Here is a 22,732-nt window from a genome sequence, read left to right on the forward strand (position 1 = left end):
ATGGCTACGCTCGAACTTCGCAATGTAAACAAGACTTATGGCCCGGGCTTGCCGGACACCCTCAAGGACATCGATCTGTCGATCAAGGACGGCGAGTTCCTGATCCTGGTCGGGCCTTCGGGGTGCGGCAAGTCGACGCTGATGAATTGCATCGCCGGCCTCGAGAGCATCACCGGCGGCGCGATCATGATCGATGACCAGGACGTCAGCGGCATGAGCCCGAAAGATCGCGACATCGCCATGGTGTTCCAGTCCTATGCGCTGTACCCGACCATGAGCGTGCGCGAGAACATCGCCTTCGGTTTGAAGATTCGCAAAATGCCGGCCGCCGACATCGACGCCGAAGTGGCGCGCGTGTCCAAGCTGCTGCAGATCGAGCACCTGCTCAATCGCAAGCCGGGCCAACTCTCCGGCGGTCAGCAACAGCGCGTGGCGATGGGTCGTGCCTTGGCGCGGCGGCCGAAGATCTACCTGTTCGACGAGCCACTGTCCAACCTCGACGCCAAGCTGCGCGTCGAGATGCGCACTGAAATGAAACTGATGCACCAGCGCCTGAAAACCACCACCGTCTACGTGACCCACGACCAGATCGAAGCGATGACCCTGGGTGACAAAGTGGCGGTGATGAAGGACGGGATCATCCAGCAGTTCGGCACGCCGAAAGACATCTATAACAACCCGGCCAATCTGTTCGTGGCGAGCTTCATCGGTTCGCCGCCGATGAACTTCATCCCCCTGCGTTTGCAACGCAAGGACGGCCGTCTGGTGGCGCTGCTCGACAGTGGCCAGGCCCGTTGCGAGTTGCCGTTGGGCATGCAGGACGCCGGCCTGGAAGATCGTGAAGTGATCCTCGGTTTGCGTCCGGAGCAGATCGTACTGGCGGGTAACGAGCCGAACGCGCTGCCGACCATTCGCGCCGAAGTACAGGTCACCGAACCGACCGGTCCGGACACGCTGGTGTTCGTGAATCTCAACGACACCAAAGTCTGCTGCCGCTTGGCGCCGGATGTTGCGCCGGCCGTGGGCGAGACCCTGACCCTGCAATTCGATCCGTCGAAAGTGCTGCTGTTCGATGCCAAGACCGGGGAGCGCCTGGGCGTGGCCGGCGTGCCAAAAGCGGAAGCTCATGCGGGCAACGTGACCCAGTTCAAAGGCCGCTGAAGAACGAAATGTGGGAGCGAGCTTTTGTGGCGAGGGGATTTATCCCCGTTGGACTGCGCAGCAGTCCCTTCTTTTTGGGTCGCTTCGCAACCCAACGGGGATAAATCCCCTCGCCACAGAGCCCGCTCCCACAGGGGATGTAAACCGCGTTAGAAAATAAAAGTTAATAACAATAAAACGAGGATGTAGGGATGAAGAAGAACAACAACGCTCAGCTTATCTGCCAGTTGTCAGCCGTTGCGGCAATGATGCTGGCCGGTAGCGTGCACGCGGCTGACGCGTTTAGCGCCGACTCCGAATGGATGACCGGTGATTGGGGCGGTGAGCGGACCCGGCTGATCGAGCAGGGCGTCGACATCAAGATGGACTACGTCGGTGAAGTCGGCGGTAACCTTCACGGCGGCTACAACAACGACAAGACGGCGCGCTACTCCGACCAGTTTGGCCTGGGCGTGGCACTGGACCTGCAAAAACTGATGGGCTGGGACAACACCCAGGCCAAGATCCAGCTCACCAACCGTAACGGTGAAAACATCTCCAATGACCGTGTCGGCGATCCGCGCGCGGGGACCTTGAGTTCCTCCCAGGAAGTCTACGGCCGTGGTCATATGGTCCGACTGACCCAGTTGTGGATCAAGCATCAGTTCTTCGACAACCAGCTCGACGTTAAAGCCGGTTATTTTGGCGAAGGTGAAGACTTCAACACCTTCCCGTGCGAGTTCCAGAACCTGGCGTTCTGCGGCTCCCAAGTGGGTAACTGGGCCACCAACATCTGGTACAACTGGCCGGTCAGCCAGGCGGCGATCCGCCTGAAGTGGAACATCTCGCCTGAGTTCTATGCGCAGATCGGTGCGTACAACCAGAACCCGTCGCAACTGGAACACGGTAACGGCTTCAAGCTCAGCGGCAGTGGCACGGCGGGCACCGTCTTGCCGGTTGAACTGGTCTGGCTGCCGAACCCGAACAAACTGCCGGGCGAATACCGTGTCGGTTACTACAAGAGCACGGCCAAGGCCGATGACGTTCTTGAAGACGACAATGGCAATAATGCCGCCACCAGCGGCAACGCCTATCGTAGCCACAGCAGCAAGTCCGGCTACTGGTTCGTTGCGCAGCAACAACTCACCAGCCACAACGGTGACGCGACGCGTGGTCTGAACATCGCCGCCAACGCCACGTTCCACGACAAGGACACCAACATCGTCGACAACTACCAGTCGCTGATGTTTGTGTACAAGGGCCCGTTCGACGCACGTCCGAAAGATGACGTCGGTATCGGTGCCGCCCGTATCCACGTCAACGATGACGTGAAGAAAAACGCCGAGTTGGTCAACGCCTCCAACAACGTCACTGACTATCAGGACCCACTGTTCGCACCACTGCGTAACACCGAATACAACTACGAGATCAACTACGGCTTCCACGTGACCAACTGGTTGACCGTGCGTCCGAACCTGCAATACATCACTCACCCGGGCGGTGTGGATGAAGTGGATAACGCGCTGGTGGCCGGCCTGAAAATTCAGTCGGTGTTCTAACGCTGTTGCGATAAGCTCCTCTCTATGTGCGCATATTTGCGGACGGCCAAGGCTGTCCGCTTTTTTTTGTGTGGGGGGCAATGTGGATCTGTGGCGAGGGGATTCATCCCCGTTGGGCTGCGGAGCTGCCCCCAAAAAAGGGACTGCTGCGCAGCCCAACGGGGATAAATCCCCTCGCCACAGGAAACTCTTTCGCCAAGAAGACCAACACTGAGTTCACCCATGATTTCCAGGACCGCGGCACATGCATGAGCATCCGCTACAACGCTTCTTCAAATCCTTGCGCGAACGTCCGGTGTTCGCGTGGGAGCGCTATCAAATGCGCGACGTGTTGGTGATCGACCATCCGTTGTGCCAGGCGGTGTTCAGCCGTCAGGGAGCGCAGCTGTTGCACTTCCAGCCGAAGGGGCAGAAACCCTGGCTCTGGTGTGCAGCGAAGTGGCCGCACGTGGGGGCGATTCGCGGCGGTGTCCCGGTGTGCTGGCCATGGTACGGCCGCCACCCGAGCGAAAACGCCTGGCCGTCCCATGGTTGGGCCCGGCTGCTTGACTGGAAACTGCTCGACAGCAGCACCGATGAACAGGGCGTGCACCTGCACTGGCAATTGCAGTTATGCGATTGGCAGGTGGATTTGCATGCGCACTTGGGCGACCGCATGGACCTGCGCTTGAGCACTGAGCATCAAGACAGCCTGCCGTGCCAGTTGAGCCAGGCTTTGCACGCCTATTGGCGTATTGGCGATGTGGGTGAGGTAGCGCTGTCTGGCCTCGACGGGGCGCACGGTTATGACCAGTTGAATCGCCAGGTGTGCCAGCAGGAAGGAGAGTTGCGAGTGGAGGGCGGTTGTCAGCGGGTGTTCCAGCACGACGGCGAATTGCAGCTCAAGGACCATGCCTGGCAGCGGGAATTGTGTATCGACACGGGCGACGATGCGGACACGGTGGTCTGGCATCCCGGGACGCGGCCGTTGCTGGGGGTGAGCTGGAATGAGGTCTGCGAGTTTGTCTGCGTTGAGGCCACGAGCGGTGGCGGCGAAAGCCGGAGCCTGGCGCCGGGGCAGAAAGCTCATCTGAGTTTGCAGGCGCGGGTGGGGTGATCGTTCCCGCGCTCCGTGTGGGAATGCTTCAAGGGAGGCTCCGCGTCCAGCGATGCGGAGCGTCACGGGCTGCGTTCCCACGCGGGAGCGCGGGAACGATCATGGTGGGTTAGTTGAACTCATCCCCAACCGGATACCGGCTCGCATTCAAACTCTCTTTGATCTTGCGCAGGTGTGGCTGGAAATCCACGCCGCGGCGCAATGTCATGCCGGTCGCCAGCACATCCAGTACGGTCAGCTGAATGATTCGTGACGTCATCGGCATATAGATGTCCGTGTCTTCCGGCAGCGGAATGTTCAGGCTCAAGGTGCTGGCCTTGGCCAATGGCGATCCCTCCGCCGTCAGACCCAATACCGAAGCGCCGTTTTCCCGGGCGATGCGTGCCACTTCCACCAGCTCGCGAGTACGGCCGGTGTAGGAAATGATCACAAACAACTCACCGGTGTGCGCCACGGAAGCAATCATGCGCTGCATCAGCACGTCGGCATGGGCAGTGACGGCCAGGTTGAAGCGGAAGAACTTGTGCTGCGCATCGAGCGCCACCGGGGCCGAGGCGCCGAGGCCGAAGAAGTGGATTTGCCGGGCCTGGATCAACAGGTCGACGGCGCGACTGATCAGGTTCGGGTCCAGGGCCTGCAACGCGCTGTCCAGAGAGGCGATGGCACTGCCGAAGATCTTCTTGGTATAGGCCTCCGGATTGTCATCAGCCTCGACCGCGCGGCTGACGTATGCCGCGCCACTGGCCAGGCTCTGGGCCAATTGAAGCTTGAGTTCGGGATAGCCGCTGACACCGAAGGAACGGCAGAAACGGTTGACCGTCGGCTCGCTGACCTTTGAGGCCTGGGCGAGGGCGGCGATGCTGAAGCGGGTGGCCTGCTGTGGATTAAGCAGAATCACTTCGGCAACTTTGCGTTCGGCCTTGTTCAGGTCTTCAAGGCGATTCTGGATCTGTTCCAGTAAATTTCGCACGCGGTCCATATTGATTCCTTAGCTCCGCAAACAAGAGAGCAATGCAAATTAGGGCCCCGGCTATGCAAATTGGGACTTTGATCGGGCCGGTCACGGTGGCCTATCCTACTGATGGCTCCGACCGACCACCACTCGGAATCCACATTTTGCGAAAATGTTGTGGTTATTACTACATTTTCTCTTGAGCGATACCTTAAAAAAAGGTATTTGTAGCTTAACTTGATAAAAGAACAAACATCATGCCTTCGATTACGGTTGAACCGTGCACCTTTGCCTTGTTCGGCGCCCTCGGCGATCTGGCCTTGCGCAAGCTGTTTCCAGCGCTCTATCAGCTCGATGGCGCGGGCCTGCTGCACGAGGACACACGCATTATCGCCCTGGCCCGTGAGCCTGGCAGCGAGCAGGAGCACCTGGCGCTCATCGCCACCGAGCTGCGCCGTTATGTCGGTGCCGCAGAACTGGACGAAACCGTCGTTGAACGCTTCCTTGCCCGTTTGAGCTACCTGCACGTCGACTTCCTCAAGGCTGACGATTACGTCGCCCTGGCCGAACAGGCCGGCACCGCGCAACGAGTGATTGCTTATTTCGCCACGCCGGCCGCTGTGTATGGCGCGATCTGCGAGAACCTGGCAAGGGTCGGCCTGGCCGAAAACACCCGCGTCGTGCTGGAAAAGCCCATCGGCTCGGACCTGGAATCCTCGCGCAAGGTCAACGACGCCGTGGCGCAGTTCTTCCCGGAGAACCGCACCTACCGCATCGACCACTACCTGGGCAAAGAAACCGTCCAGAACCTCATCGCCCTGCGCTTCGCCAACAGCCTGTTCGAAACCCAGTGGAACCAGAACTACATCTCCCACGTGGAAATCACCGTGGCCGAGAAAGTGGGAATCGAGGGCCGCTGGGGTTATTTCGACAAGGCCGGTCAGCTGCGGGACATGATCCAGAATCACCTGTTGCAGCTGCTTTGCCTGATCGCTATGGACCCGCCGGCCGACCTGTCCGCCGACAGCATTCGCGATGAGAAAGTCAAAGTGCTCAAGGCACTGGCGCCGATCAGTCCGGAAGGCCTGACCACTCAGGTGGTGCGCGGTCAGTACATCGCCGGTTACAGCGAAGGCAAACCGGTACCGGGCTATCTGGAAGAACCGAATTCCAACACCCAGAGCGACACCGAAACGTTCGTCGCGCTGCGTGCCGATATCCGCAACTGGCGTTGGGCCGGCGTGCCGTTTTACCTGCGCACCGGCAAGCGCATGCCGCAAAAGCTCTCGCAGATCGTCATCCACTTCAAGGAACCGTCCCACTACATCTTCGCCCCGGAACAGCGCCTGCAGATCAGCAACAAACTGATCATCCGCCTGCAACCGGACGAAGGTATTTCCTTGCGTGTGATGACCAAGGAACAAGGCCTGGACAAGGGCATGCAGCTGCGCAGTGGTCCGTTGCAGCTGAATTTTTCCGACACCTATCGCAGCGCTCGGATCCCCGATGCCTACGAGCGGTTGTTGCTGGAAGTGATGCGCGGCAATCAGAACCTGTTTGTCCGTAAAGATGAAATCGAAGCCGCGTGGAAGTGGTGTGACCAGTTGATCGCCGGGTGGAAAAAATCCGGTGATGCGCCCAAGCCGTACGCGGCCGGGTCCTGGGGACCGATGAGTTCCATTGCACTGATCACGCGGGATGGGAGGTCGTGGTATGGCGATATCTAAATTGAAACTGCCTCAGGGCGTCAGCGCTCATGAGTTCAAGAGCCCGGTGTTGCTGGCTGAAGGCCTGGCACTGACCGTTGCCAGACAACTGAGCGAAGCCATCGATGCCACTGGCACCGCCACATTGGTGGTCTCGGGTGGGCGCAGCCCGGTGGCGTTTTTCCAGCACCTGGCCAAACAGCCGCTGGACTGGTCCAAGGTTGTCGTGACCCTGGCCGACGAGCGCTGGGTGCCGGTGGAACATGCCGACAGCAATGCCGGTTTGCTCAAGCGTTACCTGTTGCAAGGTCCGGCGGCGAAGGCGAAGTTTCTGAGCCTGTACAGCGCTACCGCCAGCCTTGAACTGGCCGCCGAGCAGGCCGATCGCTTGCTCGCCGAGCTGCCACCCATCGATGTGCTGATTCTGGGCATGGGCGACGACGGCCACACCGCCTCGCTATTCCCCAACAGTCCGAACCTGGCCGACGCGCTGAAAGTCGACGGTACACGTCGTTGCTATCCGATGCTGGCGCCGACTGTTCCGCATCAACGCCTGACCATGAGTCGTGCGTTGCTGGCTTCGGCCAAGAACACTGTTCTATCGATTTCCGGTCAGTCCAAGCTGACCACCCTCAGTGCCGCATTGGCCGGTGACGATGTCGCCGCCATGCCGATTCGCGCGTTTCTGCAACCTACGTTAGAGATTTACTGGTGCCCATGAGCCAAGGATCAGCCGCTATGAAAAACACTTCCCCGACCCTTTCCATGGCGGACAAAGTTGCCCTGATAGACAGCCTCTGCGCCAAAGCGCGGATTCTGCCGGTGATTACCATCGCTCGCGAACAGGACGTTCTGCCCCTGGCCGATGCCCTGGCTGCTGGTGGCCTGACCGCCCTGGAAGTGACCCTGCGTTCGCAGTTCGGCCTCAAAGCCATCCAGATTCTGCGCGAGCAGCGTCCGGAGCTGGTGACCGGTGCCGGTACCGTGCTGGATCGCAGCATGCTGGCAGCGGCCGAAGCGGCCGGTTCGCAGTTCATCGTTACCCCGGGCATCACCCGTGATCTGCTCGAAGCCAGCGTCGACAGCCCGATTCCGCTGTTGCCAGGCATCAGCAACGCCTCGGGCATCATGGAAGGCTACGGCCTGGGTTATCGCCGCTTCAAGCTGTTCCCGGCGGAAGTCAGCGGCGGCGTCGCGGCCATCAAGGCCTTGGGTGGCCCGTTCGGCGAAGTGAAATTCTGCCCGACTGGCGGCGTCAGCCCGGCCAACATCAAGAGCTACATGGCGTTGAAAAACGTGATGTGCGTGGGCGGTAGCTGGATGCTTGATCCGGAATGGATCAAGAACGGCGACTGGGCCCGCATTCAGGAATGCACCGCCGAGGCTTTGGCGCTGCTGGACTGATCAATCCCAAACACTTCGTTGTGTGTTCTACGGCTTTACGGTGCGCTTGGTCGGTGCACCGTTTTTTTTTGCCTTGAATATTGTGGCTGCCGACACGCTTTTTGTAGCAGCTGGCGAAGCCTGCGTCCGGCTGCGTAGCAGCCGTAAAACCAGAATGTAGGATTTACCTGACACACTGCGTGCACTGGATTACGCCTGCTGCGCAGCCGGACGCAGGCTTCGCCAGCTGCTACAGAGGTGGTCACCGGCAGACGTCAGCGCAGTTCATCCAGCGCCCGGACCAGCAACGCCATCTCCGCTGCCGTCGTGGTTAGCCCCGGTGTAATCCGGATACAAGGCCCGCACGCCGCGCCCGTACGCACCACGGTAAACAGGTTGTACTCATTGAGGAGCCGCTCGGCCATGACCTGCTGATCGGTGTGCCGGGTGAAGCGCATCGCGGTGATGCCGCAGTACAGGCGGGGATCATCCGGGGTCATGACTTCGATACCGGGCAGGTCGCGCACGGCCTTCACCCACTGGTTGCGCAAGTAATTCAACCGCGACCCCTTCGCCGGGGAACCGCCCATGGACTGGTGCTCTTCGAACACCAGCGGCAGCGTCATCAGTGCCGGGATGTTGGGCGTGCTGTAGGACGTACGTGCGCGAATGTCGTTGATCGCAAAGTGCATCTCGCCCATGTCCGGATCGATATCGGCCAGACGCTGCTCGGCGATGTACATAAAGCCCAGCGTCAGCGGTGCACCGATCCATTTGTGCAGGTTGAAGCCCGCGAAGGCGATACCCAGCGCTTCGAGATCGAATGCAATCTGCCCGAGCGCATGAGCGCCATCAAGGATCACGTCGATCCCATGCTCCTTGGCCGCGGCGGCGATGGCCTGTACCGGCATGACCAGTCCGGTGCGATGGGTGACGTGCGTCAGGGCCATCAGCTTGAGTCCTGGATGACGCGCGAACGCCTCACGATAGCTGGCCAGTAAGTTGTCAAAGGTGGCCGGGTGAGGGTGGTCAATCTCGATGACTTCAACACCGCGATGGCGCGCCAGCCAACGCATGGCGCCTTTGACGGTGTCGTATTCCAGGTCGCTGATCAGAACCTGATCACCCGGCTGCAGGCGGTTGTAGTTGCGGATCAGCGATTGCAAGCCATCTGTTGCGTTGCGGGTAAGGGCGATGGTTTGCGCACGTACACCCACCATCTCGGCAAGCTGGGCGCGAATGTCCAGGCTCTCGCTCAGTTCAAACCGCCGACGCACGTGCACCGAGTTACTGCGATTGATCAATTCGATGTTGCGCTGATACTCCTCGACCACCGTGCGCGACATGCGACCGAAGTAACCGTTTTCCAGGTTTATCGGGCCAGGTTCGACAGCGTAGCGGTCGGCAAAGGTTTGCCAGAAGTCTTCATCGCGGGCGCGCAGGGTGTTATCGGGCATGGGCTTCTCGATAGGGCGTAGGTCAGGGTATTGCCGGATCAGTGGCGCGGGGCAGGTCTGCCATGCTTGGCGCGCAGCGGTTCGAGCAGGTCTGATAAACCGTTGTGATCAATTTCCTGCATCAAGGCCAGCAAGCCACCCAATTCACCATGAGGAAAACCTTCACGGGCGAACCAGTTCAGGTATTGGCCGGGCAGGTCGGCAATGATCCGGCCTTTGTATTTGCCGAAGGGCATTTCGCGGGTGATCAACAGTTCGAGCTTTTCCGGGTTCATCAATAGGTCGTCTTGATTGAGTCAGTCTGGAAAATACAGGCATTCTGCATGCAGGCCAAATGACAGATCATGCAAAACAAGCGGATGCAGATTTACAGTTAAAACATAACTTATTGATAAATAACGATTAATTTGTAATTCCAAAGCTGGCATGCAGGGTGCAATAGCTATTGCATCTTTCATCAACCCGCAAGGAATTGAAAAATGACCGACATGAATAAAGAAGCCATCTCTGTACTCAACGACCTGATTGAAACCTGCAAAGACGGTCAGGAAGGGTTCAAGACTTGCGCCGAAGACATCAAGCACCCAGAACTCAAAACCCTGTTCGTGACTCGTTCTGCCGATTGTGCAACCGCTGCTGCTGAACTGCAGTCTGCCGTGCGTTCAATGGGTGGCGATCCGGAAACCTCTACCAGTGTGAGTGGTGACCTGCACCGCCGTTGGGTAGACGTGAAGTCGATGTTCACCGGCAAGGACGAAGAAGCCGTGTTGAACGAAGCTGAGCGCGGTGAAGACCATGCACTGAAGGCTTACAAAGAAGCCATCGAAAAAATCAACAAGCACAACCTGGTCGGTATTCGTGATCTGGTTGAACGTCAGTACCACGGCGTGCAACGCAATCATGACCAGGTGAAAGCCCTGCGTAATCAGGCTCGCGCCCGTTCGTAAGGGTTTGTAGCCGATAGAAAAACGCCTGTTAATCAGGCGTTTTTTGCATCAAAAGATCGCAGCTTGCGGCAGCTCCTGCATTGGAATGCGTTTCCTGTAGGAGCTGCCGCAGGCTGCGATCTTTTTGTTGAGTCAGCCGATGCTGATGGCCGGCAGGGTAGGCAGCGTCACGGTTTGCTGTTTACGCGGAGCCAGGATCTCCGCTTCGCCATCCACAACCAACTCATCACGCTGGTTGAAAACGCGGGTCGCAATGCGCACGCGAAACTTCGGCAGTTTCTCCAGAATTTCCAGGCGCACGGTCAGCGTGTCACCAATCTTCACCGGCTTCTGAAAGCTCATTTGCTGGCCGATATAGATAGTGCCTGGCCCAGGCAACTCGCAGGCCACGGCGGCACTGATCAGCGCACCGCTGAACATGCCATGGGCGATGCGCTCCTTGAACATCGTGCCCGCGGCGAATTCGGCGTCCAGATGCACCGGGTTATGGTCGCCAGACATGGCGGCGAACAGCTGGATATCGCGCTCTTCGACCAATTTGCTGTAGCTGGCAGTCTGGCCGACTTCGAGTGCTTCGTACGGGGTGTTGGTAACCTGGGTCATCTGTTTCAATTCCTGTCACGAATAAATAAATGTACAAAAAAACTATTCCGACCTGAGTGGCCGTCGGTGCGCCAATGCCTGCGCGATCCAGTTCAACACGTCGTTGATCACTTCATCGCGGTTGCTCTCGTTAAACAATTCATGCCGAGCCTGCGGGTAGATCGTCAGCTGCAGGTTCTGGCTGCCGGCCTCGCGCAGTGCGTTAGCCAGATCTTTCAGACGTTTACCTTCGCTCACCGGATCACATTCACCGCCAATCACTAACAGCGGCAGGCCCGGATCAATTTGCGCGAGATTGGACGCTTTGCTGATTTGCTGCAAGCCGCCGAGCAAATCGATCCACAGTTGGTTGGTGCAACGAAAGCCGCAAAGCGGGTCGGCGGCATACAGATCGACTTCAGCCGGATCACGACTGAGCCAGTCGAATGATGTGCGCACGGGTTTGAATGACTTGTTGAACGAACCGAATGTCAGCCATTCAATCAGCGCGCTGCGCCCCTTCGGCCCCTGCCGCAGGCGTTCGAGACGAGCTATCTGCCGCGCGGCACGATAAAGCGCCAAGGGCTGGAAATTTGAACCGCTCAGGATTGCGCCATGCAGGCTGGCGCTGTGATGCAGAAGATAAGCCTGGGCGATGTAGCTGCCCATGCTATGGCCGAGCAGCACGATCGGCACGCCCGGATGCTGTTGGCCAATGTGCTGGTTGAGGCTGGCGAGATCACCGACCACCTTGCACCAGCCATCGTCGTCGGCGAAAAACCCCAGCGTCCCGTTTTCGGCAGTTTTGCCATGTCCACGCAAGTCCGGGGCGTAGACGCCGTAGCCCTGATCGCAGAGTTTTTGCGCCAGACGGGCGTAGCGACCGCTGTGTTCCGCCATGCCGTGTGCCAGCAGGATGACTGCTTTCAACGGGGCAGCGGGCAGCCACTGATTGACGTAAAGGCGGCTGCGGTCACTCGCGGTCAGCCAGAAAGTGTCGTGGATCATGGCGATTCCTTTGCTATGGGCTGCCAGGTGGAAAACAGCTCCGATGCATTGTATAGCGCATCGCACGCTTGCCGTCTGATCAGGCTGATCAGGCCGGACCACGGAATCAAGATTCACACGGTCAATGAGAGTCACTGGCGTATTTGCCTGATAGGCCATAACTGCTAGTGTCCGTGAAGCTCCGCCTTCTGCCTTTTGTTTTACAAATGACAGAACAGCGGCCCGGATAGGTTCAGGTAAAGAGGACAAGAACAATGCAACCTGATTTCTGGAATGACAAACGCCCGGCCGGCGTGCCCCTCGACATTGATCTGGGTGTCTACAAGTCGGTGATCGAGGTGTTCGAGCGTTCCTGCAAGAAATTTGCTGACCGCCCGGCATTCAGCAACATGGGCGTAACCCTGACCTACGCCGAACTCGAACGCTACAGCGCCGCGTTCGCCGGCTACCTGCAAGCCCACACCGACCTGGTACCGGGCGATCGCATTGCGGTGCAGATGCCCAACGTTTTGCAATACCCGATTGCCGTGTTCGGCGCCTTGCGCGCCGGCCTGATCGTGGTCAACACCAACCCGCTGTACACCGCGCGGGAGATGCGTCATCAGTTCAAGGATTCCGGTGCCCGGGCGCTGGTCTATCTGAACATGTTCGGACAGAAGGTCCAGGAAGTGCTGCCGGACACCGACATCCAGTACCTGATCGAAGCGAAGATGGGCGACATGTTGCCCGCCGCCAAGGGCTGGCTGATCAACACCGTGGTCAGCAAGGTCAAGAAAATGGTCCCGGCCTATTCATTGCCGCAAGCCATTTCCTTCAAGAGCGCGCTGCGCATGGGCAAAGGGCAGGGCATCAGGCCGCTGAACGCCGGCCTCGACGACATCGCCGTGCTGCAATACACCGGCGGCACGACCGGCCTGGCCAAGGGCGCCATGCTGACCCACGGCAATCTGGTGGCGAACATGCAGCAGGCGCGCGCCTGTCTGGGGCAGTTTGGGACTGACGGTCAGCCGCTGTTACGTGAAGGGCAGGAGGTGATGATTGCGCCGCTGCCGCTGTACCACATCTATGCATTCACAGCGAATTGCATGTGCATGATGGTCACCGGCAACCACAACGTGCTGATCACCAATCCACGGGACATCAAGGGCTTCATCAAGGAGCTGCAGAACTGGCGCTTCTCGGCGCTGCTGGGGCTCAACACGCTGTTCGTCGCGCTGATGGATCACCCGGACTTCAAGACCCTGGATTTCTCCAGCCTCAAGCTGACCAACTCCGGCGGCACCGCGCTGGTCAAGGCCACCGCCGAACGCTGGGAAAAACTGACCGGTTGCCGCATCACCGAAGGCTATGGCCTGACGGAAACGTCGCCAGTCGCCTGCACCAACCCGTACGGCGACAAGTCGCGCATCGGCACGGTGGGCCTGCCGGTGCCGGGCACTACGCTCAAAGTCATCAACGATGACGGCGTCGAGCAGCCTTTGGGCGAGCGTGGCGAGTTGTGCATCAAGGGCCCGCAGATCATGAAGGGTTACTGGCAGAAACCCGAGGCGACGGCTGAAGTGCTGGATGCCGAGGGATGGTTCAAGTCGGGTGACATCGCGGTGATCGATCCGGACGGATTCGTGCGCATTGTCGACCGCAAGAAAGACATGATCATCGTCTCGGGCTTCAACGTGTACCCGAACGAGATCGAAGACGTGGTGATGGCCCACCCCAAAGTGGCCAACTGCGCGGTGATCGGCGTGCCTGACGAGCGATCGGGGGAGGCGGTGAAGTTGTTCGTGGTGGCCCGCGAATCCGGTGTCAGCCTTGAAGAGCTGAAGGCTTACTGCAAGGAAAATTTCACGGCGTACAAAGTGCCCAAGCATATTGTGTTGCGTGATTCGTTGCCGATGACGCCGGTCGGCAAGATTCTGCGGCGGGAGTTGCGGGATATCGCCTGATCGGTGAATGGCCGCGCTTTGCGCGGATCGCGGGCAAGCCTAGCTCACACAAGTCTGCATCGATACTGATGTGAACCTGTGGGAGCAAGGCTTGCCGACGATGCTTTTAACGGGGCCAAAGCCCTATTTTACGGGGCCTTTTACAGCGGTATAGAATTTTTGCTCTAAAACTGACTATTGCACATTCATGAGTCACGAATGTGACCGTAGAGGCCGCTTTTGGCTCTAGTCGACCCTTGGCAAAGCTGCTACTCTCGGCGCGCTTTGTGACCTCTCGGCCTTGAAAAAAGCCAGACTCACCAACAAACAAACACCAATAATAATCGCATCAAATGCGGTGATGAATTCGCGTTGCTGAGGAGTGGGCTTCCATGATCGAAGACTTCTGGAAGGATAAATACCCTGCCGGGATTGCTGCCGACATCAATCCGGACGAGTATCCGAATATTCAGGCAGTGCTCAAGCAGTCCTGCCAACGCTTCGCCGATAAACCGGCATTCAGCAACCTGGGCAAGACAATCACCTACGGTGAACTGTACGAATTGTCCGGTGCCTTTGCCGCTTACCTGCAACAGCATACCGACTTGCAGCCGGGCGATCGAATCGCTGTGCAGCTGCCCAACGTTTTGCAGTACCCGGTCGCCGTCTTCGGGGCGATTCGTGCCGGGCTGATCGTGGTCAACACCAACCCGCTGTACACCGCGCGGGAAATGGAACACCAATTCAACGACTCCGGTGCCAAGGCCCTGATTTGCCTGGCAAACATGGCGCACCTGGCGCAGACCGTGGTGCCGAAAACCGGCGTCAAGCACGTGATCGTCACCGAAGTGGCCGATCTGTTGCCGCCGCTCAAGCGCCTGCTGATCAACAGCGTCATCAAGTACGTGAAGAAGATGGTGCCGGCGTACCACTTGCCCAAAGCCATCAAGTTCAATGACGTGCTGAGCAAGGGCCACGGCCAGCCAGTGGTTGAAGCCAACCCGGCCAGCAGCGACGTGGCGGTCCTGCAGTACACCGGCGGCACCACCGGGGTGGCGAAGGGCGCGATGCTGACTCACCGCAACCTCGTGGCGAACATGCTGCAATGCAAGGCGCTGATGGGTTCCAACCTTAATGAAGGTTGCGAGATCCTGATCACGCCTCTGCCGCTGTACCACATCTATGCCTTCACCTTTCATTGCATGGCGATGATGCTGATCGGCAACCACAACATCCTGATCAGCAACCCGCGCGACTTGCCGGCGATGGTCAAGGAACTGTCGAAGTGGAAGTTCAGCGGCTTTGTCGGCCTGAACACCTTGTTCGTTGCCCTGTGCAACAACGAAGGCTTCCGCAAGCTGGATTTCTCCGCGCTGAAAGTCACCCTGTCGGGCGGCATGGCCCTGCAATTGGCCGCCGCTGAACGCTGGAAAGCGGTCACCGGTTGCTCCATCTGCGAAGGTTACGGCATGACCGAAACCAGCCCGGTGGCGACGGTCAACCCGATCCAGCACATCCAGATCGGCACCATCGGCATTCCGGTTCCGTCGACGCTGTGCAAGATCATCAATGATGCGGGCGTTGAACAGCCGCTGGGGGAAATCGGTGAGCTGTGCGTCAAAGGCCCGCAGGTCATGAAGGGCTATTGGCAGCGCCAGGATGCCACCGACGAAATCCTCGACAGCGAAGGCTGGTTGAAAACCGGTGACATCGCGCTGATCCAGCCCGATGGCTACATGCGTATCGTCGATCGCAAGAAAGACATGATTCTGGTCTCCGGTTTCAACGTGTACCCGAACGAGCTGGAAGACGTGCTCGCGACCTTGCCAGGCGTGCTGCAGTGCGCAGCCATTGGCATCCCGGACGAGAAGTCTGGCGAGGCGATCAAGATCTTCATCGTTGCCAAACCGGGCGTGACGTTGACGAAAGAGCAAGTCATGGAGCACATGCGTGCGAACGTGACGGGCTACAAGGTCCCACGCTCCGTCGAGTTCCGCGACGCACTGCCGACGACTAACGTCGGCAAGATCTTGCGGCGTGAACTGCGGGATGAAGAGCTGAAGAAAATAAACACGAAGAAAGCCACCGCCTAGTCAAAAAAAAGCCCCGCAGATGCGGGGCTTTTTGTTAGTGCATGTATGTAAGTTTCAGCGGCTACAACCTGTGGCGAGGTGATTTATCCCCGTTCGCCTGCGCAGCAGTCTTAAAACCAGCGTACGCAGCGTGCCTGGTACGCCCCGGTCGCAGCTACTGGGGCAGCTTCGCAGCCCAACGGGGTGGTGCGGCATTCCGATCAATCCCCTCGCCACAGGGGATGTGTGGTGTTACAGGCGGAACGGCGCGAAGTTCACGTTGGTGCCCGCCGGACGCATGTCCTGCAAGTACGAATCCTTGTCTGCACTCAGTTCCAGGCTCAATGCCGCCTTGCGCTTGCCCTCATTGCGCACCACCAGCCCTTCAAGCTTTTCGCGCAGGAACACCGTCGGCACTTTCAGGTGCAGCAGTTCGTCGGTGTCCGGCGTGTGCATCAGCAGGTGCACCCATTCGTACTGACCAATGGCCAGGCGAGCTACCGGAATATCGAACCACCAGATATTGCGGTTACGGTTCAATTCGGTGAAATGGCAGTTGTTGACGCCAAGCACAGCACCGCCGAGTTCCTGGTTTCTGCGGGCAATGGCCTGCTTTTTATCGAGTTTCATAACATTCCTACGGGATTGGATCTTCAGCGCCTGAGCCTGAATACGTTGCGCATTCTCGGGGGTTGGTCGGCAAACATAAAGCCCAACCTGCGTCGATCGATGAAATGTCCTGCTGAAAATAAATGAAACTCCCCGCAAACGCCTCCGGTCAATCTTTGTGTAACGACTTTTCTCGTTCAATTGTTCACAGGAGAAACACCATGAGCAGCACTGGCGATAAAGTAAAAGGCATGGCCAACGAAGCCGCTGGTAACGTCAAGCAAGGCGTCGGCAAGGCCACTGGTAACGACAAAATGCGCGCCGAAGGCGTCGTTCAGGAAAAGAAAGGCGAAGCTCAACAAGCGGTTGGCAAAGCCAAAGACGCGGTAAAGAAAGGTGTCGACAAGGCCTGATCCAGGCCGTGACGTGCTTTACGAACGGCCATCCACGGATGGCCGTTTTTGTGTCAGCTTGAACTTGAGTACGGAAATTGTTTCAAAGTCGCCAAGTAGGCTACTTTGATGTAGAAAACGGCCCCTGAGTCGCCTCGACTTCAACCCAATTTTGCGGCGAAAGGAGACGCTAATGATTTTCCCGGACATGAAAGGTCTGCCCATCCATCGCGTGATGGTGCGCACGGTTACTGAGTTCGTTGACGACGAGATGTCGACTTACGCCTCGGCACTGGCCTATCAGATGTTGTTTTCGCTGTTCCCCTTCATCCTGTTCCTGATTGCACTGATCGGTTTCCTGCACCTGCCGGACTTTTTTTCCTGGCTGCGCCTGCAGTCGGAACTGGTGTTGCCGCCCCAGGCTCTGGAGCAGGTGAACCCGGTGATCGACCAGCTTCAGCAGTCCAAAGGCGGGTTGCTGTCGGTCGGTATCGTGATTGCGCTATGGACCGCCTCGGCCGGCGTGCGCTTGATGATGAGCGCGATGAACGCAGCCTACGATGTGGTGGAAGGTCGCCCGGCCTGGAAGCGCTTTCCCCTGTCGATCATCTACACCATTGGCATCGCCGGCATGCTGTTGGTGGCCGCTGCCTTGATGGTGTTGGGGCCGCAACTCATGGGTTGGATCGCCGCGCAGGTCGGCCTCGAGGACTTCATCGTCACCTTGTGGACAATCGTCCGCTGGCCGGTGGTGGTGATCCTGCTGATGGTGGCGGTGGCGCTGATTTATTACGTCATGCCCGACGTCAAGCAGGAGTTTCGCTTCATCACGCCGGGGTCCGTGCTGGCGGTGGTGGTGTGGATTCTGGCCTCCGTGGGCTTCGGCCTGTACGTCAAGGAATTCGCCAACTACAACGCCATGTACGGCAGTATCGGTGCGATCATCGTGTTGCTGCTCTATTTCTATATTTCTGCGGCGGTACTATTGCTCGGCGCAGAAATGAATGCAGTGATCGAGCACATGTCCACCGAAGGCAAGGACCCTGGCGAGAAAGTCCCTGGCGAGCTGGACCACGAGCCTAAACACCACGTTTCCGGACTGGGTCGAGACCACTCGATCAAGTCGCCCACTGACGAAGCCATCTAATGATCCGTGAAATTCTAAAAATGGGTGATGAGCGCTTGCTGCGCATTGCCCCGCCGGTTCCGGCTGAAATGTTCGATAGTCCCGAGCTGTGGCAACTGATCGACGACATGTTCCAGACCATGGAAAGCGTCGGTGGGGTTGGCCTGGCTGCGCCGCAGATCGGCGTCGACCTGCAATTGGTGATCTTCGGTTTCGAGCACAGCGAACGCTATCCGGACGCCGAAGCCGTGCCGCAGACGATTCTGATCAATCCGCTGATAACGCCGCTGAGCCCGACACTGGAAGAGGGTTTCGAAGGCTGCCTGTCGGTACCGGGTCTGCGCGGTGCGGTGGATCGTTATCGGGATATTCGCTACGAAGGTGTCGACCCCAAGGGGCAACCGATCCTGCGCATTGCTTCAGGCTTTCACGCACGGGTCGTGCAGCATGAGTGCGATCACCTGATCGGGCGGCTGTACCCGTCGCGCATCACGGATTTCACCCAATTCGGATTTACCGAGGTGATGTTCCCGGAGCTTGATCCGAACGCTGACGATTAACCCAAGATTTTTGAATCTCCTGATAAACCTGTGGGAGCCGGGCTTGCCCGGCTCCCACATTTGGATCTTCACAAGTGTTTGGATTGCTTCATTTTCCGGGCTTAATAAGCCGCAATGTCATCCGTTAATATCGGTTTCGCACCCCGCTTGAAGAACAGCCCTTCATCGACCGATCACACGTCATCGATGGGCGACCTCACCAACGGTTCTAAACCCATGGCAATCATCGGCTTGCTGCGTGCGTATCGGCTCAGGCGTTCAGCCATGGAGTAGGGCAGTGGCGGATCAAAAGCAAAACCACGCCGCTCATAAAACTCACGCAAGTCCGGATGACAAAACAACCACACAGGGCCGTCGGCGTCCTTGATCGCGTGGGCGATCAGCGTCGCGGCGATGCCCTGTTCACGGCAAGCCGGATCAACGAACAACCCGGTCAACCAATGCCCGTCCGACACCGGTCGCAGGCACAGCGCGCCGACGATCCCATCGCGTCTGGCGACCCAGAGTTGTGCGTCGCGCACGGCTTTCATCGACGATTGATGAGCGCGATAAAACTTGTTCATCAGTGGCCACAAAGGCTCGTCGAGCAAGGTGTACTGGGTGTCGGGCATAGGGTTGGTCTGTCGATACGTAAAACGGGCGATTATAAAAGAACACGCGTGCGGCGATAGGTGTATACCTGATTCCACATCCCGTATGAGTGGAGTACGTATCATGGCCAAAGGCATGGATTCAAAGAAAGCAGCGAAGAAAAAACCGGCAAAAACCGCCGATGAAAAGCGCGCGGACAAGAAGGCCAAGAAGGTGGATGTGTTCGGTCATTGATCCCGCGACAAGGGAGCCCGGCCCTCGGGCTCCTGCTGTCTGTCTAACCTCATAACCAAATAATCTGCAAGAAAACCCGGCGTTCATGCACAGAAGGGGATTGATCCTCGATCTGAGCAACGCCATGCCCACCACTTCGACAATACCCTCCGGGCGCGCTCCAGGGAGGTGTTCCGCGATCCTGAAGACAAGAGTTGCTTGCCGGGTTACATCGCCACGAGGGTTGGCGCCGGTTTGTAGCGAGAAAAAAGGATCAAAACTGTCATTTGTGACAGTAGACAAGATGTCATCAGAAACAGACTCTGCACCTGAACATCACCAATGATCAGCGTGCATTCAGGCGCGGAGTTTTTACATGGTTATCAGATTGATCCTCGTCATCTTTGCGCTGTGTGTTGGCGTCTTCGTACTGTTCTTCTTTTATGCAAAAGACGCCGTAGGTGAAAAAAGTCGTTTCGCCGTCATCAATCCCCCAATGAATGCTGCGCAAACGGTGGCGGTCCAGCAGCGGATCGATGAACAGCTCATTCGCAAAGGGGGTGGCGAGCAAATCAGCTCGACTCAGCTGGTCTACGAAAATGGCGCGGTGATAGTAGCCTTTCCGGTTCCTGGCGACGTCCAGGGGAGCGACGGCATCTGCGACTACGGCTATTTCTGCGTTTGGGAAAATCGGGATTACACCGGGAAAAAGTTGTCGGTGTTGAGCAAAGCCGCCAATCGTCCCATCAACCTGTCTGACTACAACATGAGCAAACAGGTATCGTCCTGGCAGCACAATAATAGAGTTCACACAGTGAAGATCTTTGGCGTAGATGGCCCCGATGCTATTGGTAACATGATGATGAGCAACATCAAGGAAGTGGGATTAGGCAGGGGTTGCTGCCCCTTCAGTTTTCCCGAAAAAGCCGTCACCCCTGTCCAGGTCACCGAGCTCTATTCCCAGAATGAATTGATCGAGCAAAGCGACAGAATGGTCAGTGTCGCGTTTTCTCCGATGTTTATTTTGTTTGCCCAGTAGTAGCCATTCTCATCCCGCGTGACACCTTCCGACGCTGAACCGATTTAGTCCCGGATACTGGCCGACTAGTGGCCTTGCTTCACGATAATGGCTGTCTATGCTGACGCTAGCCAGCAAGGAGTCTTTGCATAAAAGGAATTACCTATGAATACATCAGGGTTGGCCCTGTCCGGGGCTATCAAGAGAAGGATGTCTTGATAAGAGCGTTGCAGTCAGGACTCTCCGATTGAACATCATTTATCACCTGACACTTCCTTCCTTATTGGGGGATGCGTGTGCCTGTTCCATGGAACGTTTTGGTGGATACGTTGAAAGAACGTTGAACTTTCTTCATTCAAACGACCGCGCTTAGGGTGATACAACCATGTTTAACCTACATCACAAGTCTGATCTGCTGGAAATCGAACGCTTCAGCTGCGCATTGACTGAAGCCAACGGCAAGTTGGCGGCTATCAGTCGTTCAATGGCGATCATCGAGTTCACCCCTGAAGGTGTGGTAATAGACGCCAACGACAACTTCTGCAGCGTCATGGGTTACAGCGTTGAAGAAGTGCGCGGCAAGCACCACAGAATGTTCTGCGAGGAGGCGTTTTATCGGAGCGAGGGATACGCGAAATTGTGGCGCGACCTGGCACGTGGCGAACCGGTGACCGGGACTTTTTCACGCTTGAATAAACGGGGCCAAGAGGTCTGGCTTGAAGCCAGTTACATGCCGGTATTGGGTGCCGATCGCCAGGTTAAAAGCGTGATGAAAGTGGCTTCGGACATCACCGATCGAATCAACAAGGAACACGAGAACGACAGCCTGCTCGCCGCCATCGGCCGCTCCATGGCGGTCATCGAATTCACCCCCGATGGCAAGGTCATTACCGCCAACGAGAACTTTCTGAAAACCATGCACTACTCGCTCAACGAAGTAGTGGGGCAGCACCACAGCCTGTTTTGCCATCGCAGCGAAAGTGATTCACAAGCGTATAAGGCGTTCTGGGCGTCACTCAACCGTGGCGAATATCACTCGCACCGTTTCGAGCGCAAAGACAAGTACGGTCATACGGTGTTTCTGGAAGCTTCCTACAACCCGTTGTTCGACGCCAAGGGCCGGTTGTACAAAGTGGTGAAGTTTGCCAGTGACATCACCCAACAGGTCACGACCCTGCAAACCGCTGCAGAGTCCGCTCACAGCACGTCAGTTCAGAACGATGCCTGCGCACAGAAGGGGTCTCAGGTGGTACAGCAAACCGTGCAGATCATCCAGGACATCTCCCGCGATCTGAACGAAGCCGCCCTGAGTATTGATGCGGTCAGCAAGCAATCCGACATCATCGGCACCATCGTCCAGACCATTCGCGGAATCGCCGATCAAACCAACCTGTTGGCACTCAACGCAGCCATCGAGGCGGCTCGGGCGGGCGATCACGGGCGCGGGTTCGCGGTGGTGGCCGACGAAGTCCGCAGCCTCGCGGCGCGAACCAGTCAGGCGACGCTGGAGATTGTCGACGTGGTGCGCAGGAACCACGACCTGTCGCTGAGTGCGGTCACCAGCATGCAATCGAGCTTGAGCCGGACCGGGCTTGGCGTTGAACTGGCGAACGAGGCGGGCGAGGTGATCCTGGAGATCCAGCAAGGCTCGCGGCATGTGGTGGATGCGATCAGCCAGTTCAACTCGACGTTGCAGTTGAACTAGCGCACGCATGTCTAAATGGCATACCCAATCCTTGTAGCAGCTGGCGCAGCCGGACGCAGGCTGCGCCAGCTGCTACAGGGGTTTGTGTGTATTGAGGGATTAGAGCGCGGCCAGGAATTTGTCTACCACTTGGCCATTGTCCTTGTCGGCACTGCTATCGGCGTTCTCGGTTTTCGCCAGTTTCAGCTTGTCTTCCATGCGCTGTGCAAGCTCTTCACCGATCGCCTTTTGCTGCTCCGGTGGCATGGCTTTGACCTCCTCTTCCGTCAGCCCCATCTCTTTCAATAGGCTATCGCGCAGACGCTGTTCCGGTGTCTTGCTCATGTAGTCCTTGAAGTCGCTCATGGCCGTGCTGTCGCTCGACGCAGGTGCTGTCGACGCGTCGGTCGCTTGCAGGTTGATGCGGGTTTTCGCGAACGCTTCATTGACGTTGTCGCTGATCTTTCCGGTGTCGCTGGCCTGCGCGGTGGGCGTAGCGGCATTGTTCTGGACGTTCTGGATCAACCCGCTGTACAGCGCGCTGGCGGCCGCCGTCGTGGGGTCCATGTCCGTGCGTTGCGGGGGTTGAACGACGTGTGTCTGTTTTGCACTGACCAACATGATGGATAAACCTGCAGGTAATGGCTGATCCAACAGTAAGAGCAATTTGCATGCCTTCAGCTGAGCCCCCTGTTTTCAAGGGGCCAGCGCCATG

General features: G+C 57.8%; 21 protein-coding genes and 2 pseudogenes. 15 read left to right on the forward strand and 8 right to left on the reverse strand.

The annotated features are described in order from the left end of the window. From H7698_RS29150 to H7698_RS29160, 3 genes are all read left to right on the forward strand, one after another. A complete protein-coding gene (locus H7698_RS29150; protein WP_162440215.1) occupies positions 1–1,161 on the forward strand; it encodes an ABC transporter ATP-binding protein in 1,161 nt (386 codons plus the stop codon). Between the two features lie 191 nt (positions 1,162–1,352). Then, positions 1,353–2,699: a carbohydrate porin gene (locus H7698_RS29155; protein ID WP_162440216.1), complete on the forward strand. Its 1,347-nt coding sequence runs from the start codon at positions 1,353–1,355 to the stop codon at positions 2,697–2,699. A gap of 244 nt (positions 2,700–2,943) precedes the next feature. After that, positions 2,944–3,795, forward strand: a complete 852-nt coding sequence (locus H7698_RS29160; protein WP_194693729.1) for a D-hexose-6-phosphate mutarotase — start codon at positions 2,944–2,946, stop codon at positions 3,793–3,795. Positions 3,796–3,904: 109 nt separating this feature from the next. On the opposite strand, the gene H7698_RS29165 is transcribed toward H7698_RS29160, so the two are convergent. Next, on the reverse strand, positions 3,905–4,765 hold the full coding sequence (locus tag H7698_RS29165; RefSeq protein WP_175649041.1) for a MurR/RpiR family transcriptional regulator: 861 nt from the start codon (positions 4,763–4,765) through the stop codon (positions 3,905–3,907). Positions 4,766–5,004: 239 nt separating this feature from the next. Between H7698_RS29165 and zwf the strand changes: the two genes are divergently transcribed. The 3 genes from zwf to H7698_RS29180 are packed head-to-tail and all read left to right on the forward strand — an operon-like array spanning position 5,005 to position 7,857. Beyond that, positions 5,005–6,474, forward strand: coding sequence for a glucose-6-phosphate dehydrogenase (zwf, locus tag H7698_RS29170; RefSeq protein ID WP_162440218.1), 1,470 nt, complete (start codon positions 5,005–5,007; stop codon positions 6,472–6,474). Continuing rightward, positions 6,461–7,174 (forward strand): 6-phosphogluconolactonase, encoded by a 714-nt coding sequence (gene pgl, locus H7698_RS29175; protein ID WP_194693730.1) that lies wholly within the window; start codon positions 6,461–6,463, stop codon positions 7,172–7,174. The genes zwf and pgl overlap by 14 nt, the downstream gene beginning before the upstream one ends. Before the next feature lie 17 nt (positions 7,175–7,191). After that, positions 7,192–7,857 (forward strand): bifunctional 4-hydroxy-2-oxoglutarate aldolase/2-dehydro-3-deoxy-phosphogluconate aldolase, encoded by a 666-nt coding sequence (locus H7698_RS29180; protein WP_162440220.1) that lies wholly within the window; start codon positions 7,192–7,194, stop codon positions 7,855–7,857. 254 nt (positions 7,858–8,111) lie between these two features. Here the strand turns inward: H7698_RS29180 and H7698_RS29185 are convergent, their stop codons facing one another. Beyond that, positions 8,112–9,293: an aminotransferase class V-fold PLP-dependent enzyme gene (locus H7698_RS29185; RefSeq protein WP_194693731.1), complete on the reverse strand. Its 1,182-nt coding sequence runs from the start codon at positions 9,291–9,293 to the stop codon at positions 8,112–8,114. Positions 9,294–9,331: 38 nt separating this feature from the next. Then, positions 9,332–9,568 carry a DUF3820 family protein gene (locus H7698_RS29190; RefSeq protein ID WP_162440222.1) on the reverse strand — a complete coding sequence of 79 codons (237 nt, stop codon included), beginning with the start codon at positions 9,566–9,568 and terminating at the stop codon, positions 9,332–9,334. A 204-nt stretch (positions 9,569–9,772) separates the two neighbouring features. Here H7698_RS29190 and H7698_RS29195 point away from each other — a divergent pair, with 204 nt between their 5' ends. Continuing rightward, complete coding sequence (locus tag H7698_RS29195) at positions 9,773–10,240, forward strand: ferritin-like domain-containing protein (protein ID WP_162440223.1); 468 nt, start codon at positions 9,773–9,775, stop codon at positions 10,238–10,240. Between the two features lie 132 nt (positions 10,241–10,372). Here H7698_RS29195 and H7698_RS29200 read toward each other — a convergent pair whose 3' ends face one another. Together H7698_RS29200 and H7698_RS29205 are read right to left on the reverse strand one after the other, a co-directional pair. Beyond that, positions 10,373–10,843: a MaoC family dehydratase gene (locus H7698_RS29200; protein ID WP_162438644.1), complete on the reverse strand. Its 471-nt coding sequence runs from the start codon at positions 10,841–10,843 to the stop codon at positions 10,373–10,375. 42 nt (positions 10,844–10,885) lie between these two features. Next, positions 10,886–11,830, reverse strand: a complete 945-nt coding sequence (locus tag H7698_RS29205; protein WP_162438645.1) for an alpha/beta hydrolase — start codon at positions 11,828–11,830, stop codon at positions 10,886–10,888. 254 nt (positions 11,831–12,084) lie between these two features. Between H7698_RS29205 and fadD2 the strand changes: the two genes are divergently transcribed. Next, positions 12,085–13,773, forward strand: a complete 1,689-nt coding sequence (gene fadD2 / locus H7698_RS29210) for a long-chain-fatty-acid--CoA ligase FadD2 (RefSeq protein ID WP_194693732.1) — start codon at positions 12,085–12,087, stop codon at positions 13,771–13,773. A gap of 371 nt (positions 13,774–14,144) precedes the next feature. Next, positions 14,145–15,845: a long-chain-fatty-acid--CoA ligase FadD1 gene (fadD1, locus tag H7698_RS29215; RefSeq protein WP_194693733.1), complete on the forward strand. Its 1,701-nt coding sequence runs from the start codon at positions 14,145–14,147 to the stop codon at positions 15,843–15,845. A gap of 231 nt (positions 15,846–16,076) precedes the next feature. Here fadD1 and H7698_RS29220 read toward each other — a convergent pair whose 3' ends face one another. Beyond that, complete coding sequence (locus H7698_RS29220) at positions 16,077–16,454, reverse strand: hypothetical protein (RefSeq protein WP_109634211.1); 378 nt, start codon at positions 16,452–16,454, stop codon at positions 16,077–16,079. A 200-nt stretch (positions 16,455–16,654) separates the two neighbouring features. On the opposite strand from H7698_RS29220, the gene H7698_RS29225 reads away from it, so the two are divergent. From H7698_RS29225 to def, 3 genes are all read left to right on the forward strand, one after another. Next, positions 16,655–16,846, forward strand: a complete 192-nt coding sequence (locus tag H7698_RS29225; protein ID WP_020798093.1) for a CsbD family protein — start codon at positions 16,655–16,657, stop codon at positions 16,844–16,846. A 172-nt stretch (positions 16,847–17,018) separates the two neighbouring features. After that, on the forward strand, positions 17,019–17,972 hold the full coding sequence (locus tag H7698_RS29230; protein WP_162438649.1) for a YihY/virulence factor BrkB family protein: 954 nt from the start codon (positions 17,019–17,021) through the stop codon (positions 17,970–17,972). After that, complete coding sequence (gene def, locus H7698_RS29235) at positions 17,972–18,511, forward strand: peptide deformylase (RefSeq protein ID WP_162438650.1); 540 nt, start codon at positions 17,972–17,974, stop codon at positions 18,509–18,511. The genes H7698_RS29230 and def overlap by 1 nt, the downstream gene beginning before the upstream one ends. Positions 18,512–18,684: 173 nt before the next feature. On the opposite strand, the gene H7698_RS29240 is transcribed toward def, so the two are convergent. Further along, entirely contained in the window at positions 18,685–19,122 is a 438-nt protein-coding gene (locus tag H7698_RS29240) for a GNAT family N-acetyltransferase (RefSeq protein ID WP_194693734.1), read from the reverse strand. A 569-nt stretch (positions 19,123–19,691) separates the two neighbouring features. Between H7698_RS29240 and H7698_RS29245 the strand changes: the two genes are divergently transcribed. The 3 genes and pseudogenes from H7698_RS29245 to H7698_RS32010 all read left to right on the forward strand — a co-directional run. Continuing rightward, complete coding sequence (locus H7698_RS29245; protein ID WP_194693735.1) at positions 19,692–20,354, forward strand: peptidase inhibitor family I36 protein; 663 nt, start codon at positions 19,692–19,694, stop codon at positions 20,352–20,354. A 463-nt stretch (positions 20,355–20,817) separates the two neighbouring features. Beyond that, a pseudogene (locus H7698_RS32005) lies at positions 20,818–21,495 on the forward strand (PAS domain-containing protein); the annotation flags it as partial. A gap of 111 nt (positions 21,496–21,606) precedes the next feature. Continuing rightward, positions 21,607–22,038, forward strand: a pseudogene (locus H7698_RS32010) (methyl-accepting chemotaxis protein); the annotation flags it as partial. A gap of 99 nt (positions 22,039–22,137) precedes the next feature. Here the strand turns inward: H7698_RS32010 and H7698_RS29255 are convergent. After that, complete coding sequence (locus H7698_RS29255; RefSeq protein ID WP_194693737.1) at positions 22,138–22,638, reverse strand: hypothetical protein; 501 nt, start codon at positions 22,636–22,638, stop codon at positions 22,138–22,140. Positions 22,639–22,732: the final 94 nt, after the last annotated feature.

The organism is Pseudomonas sp. p50(2008) (assembly GCF_015351605.1).
GTDB lineage: Bacteria > Pseudomonadota > Gammaproteobacteria > Pseudomonadales > Pseudomonadaceae > Aquipseudomonas.

Bases quoted from the DNA above. Each gene is read 5' to 3' on its own strand.
- H7698_RS29205 (WP_162438645.1), bottom strand. From the start codon at position 11,830: ATGATCCACGACACTTTCTGGCTGACCGCGAGTGACCGCAGCCGCCTT.
- H7698_RS29185 (WP_194693731.1), bottom strand. From the start codon at position 9,293: ATGCCCGATAACACCCTGCGCGCCCGCGATGAAGACTTCTGGCAAACC.
- H7698_RS29180 (WP_162440220.1), top strand. From the start codon at position 7,192: ATGAAAAACACTTCCCCGACCCTTTCCATGGCGGACAAAGTTGCCCTG.
- pgl (WP_194693730.1), top strand. From the start codon at position 6,461: ATGGCGATATCTAAATTGAAACTGCCTCAGGGCGTCAGCGCTCATGAG.
- H7698_RS29160 (WP_194693729.1), top strand. From the start codon at position 2,944: ATGCATGAGCATCCGCTACAACGCTTCTTCAAATCCTTGCGCGAACGT.
- H7698_RS29200 (WP_162438644.1), bottom strand. From the start codon at position 10,843: ATGACCCAGGTTACCAACACCCCGTACGAAGCACTCGAAGTCGGCCAG.
- H7698_RS29195 (WP_162440223.1), top strand. From the start codon at position 9,773: ATGACCGACATGAATAAAGAAGCCATCTCTGTACTCAACGACCTGATT.
- H7698_RS29190 (WP_162440222.1), bottom strand. From the start codon at position 9,568: ATGAACCCGGAAAAGCTCGAACTGTTGATCACCCGCGAAATGCCCTTC.
- H7698_RS29225 (WP_020798093.1), top strand. From the start codon at position 16,655: ATGAGCAGCACTGGCGATAAAGTAAAAGGCATGGCCAACGAAGCCGCT.
- fadD1 (WP_194693733.1), top strand. From the start codon at position 14,145: ATGATCGAAGACTTCTGGAAGGATAAATACCCTGCCGGGATTGCTGCC.
- H7698_RS29150 (WP_162440215.1), top strand. From the start codon at position 1: ATGGCTACGCTCGAACTTCGCAATGTAAACAAGACTTATGGCCCGGGC.
- H7698_RS29240 (WP_194693734.1), bottom strand. From the start codon at position 19,122: ATGCCCGACACCCAGTACACCTTGCTCGACGAGCCTTTGTGGCCACTG.
- H7698_RS29230 (WP_162438649.1), top strand. From the start codon at position 17,019: ATGATTTTCCCGGACATGAAAGGTCTGCCCATCCATCGCGTGATGGTG.
- def (WP_162438650.1), top strand. From the start codon at position 17,972: ATGATCCGTGAAATTCTAAAAATGGGTGATGAGCGCTTGCTGCGCATT.
- H7698_RS29245 (WP_194693735.1), top strand. From the start codon at position 19,692: ATGGTTATCAGATTGATCCTCGTCATCTTTGCGCTGTGTGTTGGCGTC.
- H7698_RS29255 (WP_194693737.1), bottom strand. From the start codon at position 22,638: ATGTTGGTCAGTGCAAAACAGACACACGTCGTTCAACCCCCGCAACGC.
- H7698_RS29220 (WP_109634211.1), bottom strand. From the start codon at position 16,454: ATGAAACTCGATAAAAAGCAGGCCATTGCCCGCAGAAACCAGGAACTC.
- zwf (WP_162440218.1), top strand. From the start codon at position 5,005: ATGCCTTCGATTACGGTTGAACCGTGCACCTTTGCCTTGTTCGGCGCC.
- H7698_RS29155 (WP_162440216.1), top strand. From the start codon at position 1,353: ATGAAGAAGAACAACAACGCTCAGCTTATCTGCCAGTTGTCAGCCGTT.
- fadD2 (WP_194693732.1), top strand. From the start codon at position 12,085: ATGCAACCTGATTTCTGGAATGACAAACGCCCGGCCGGCGTGCCCCTC.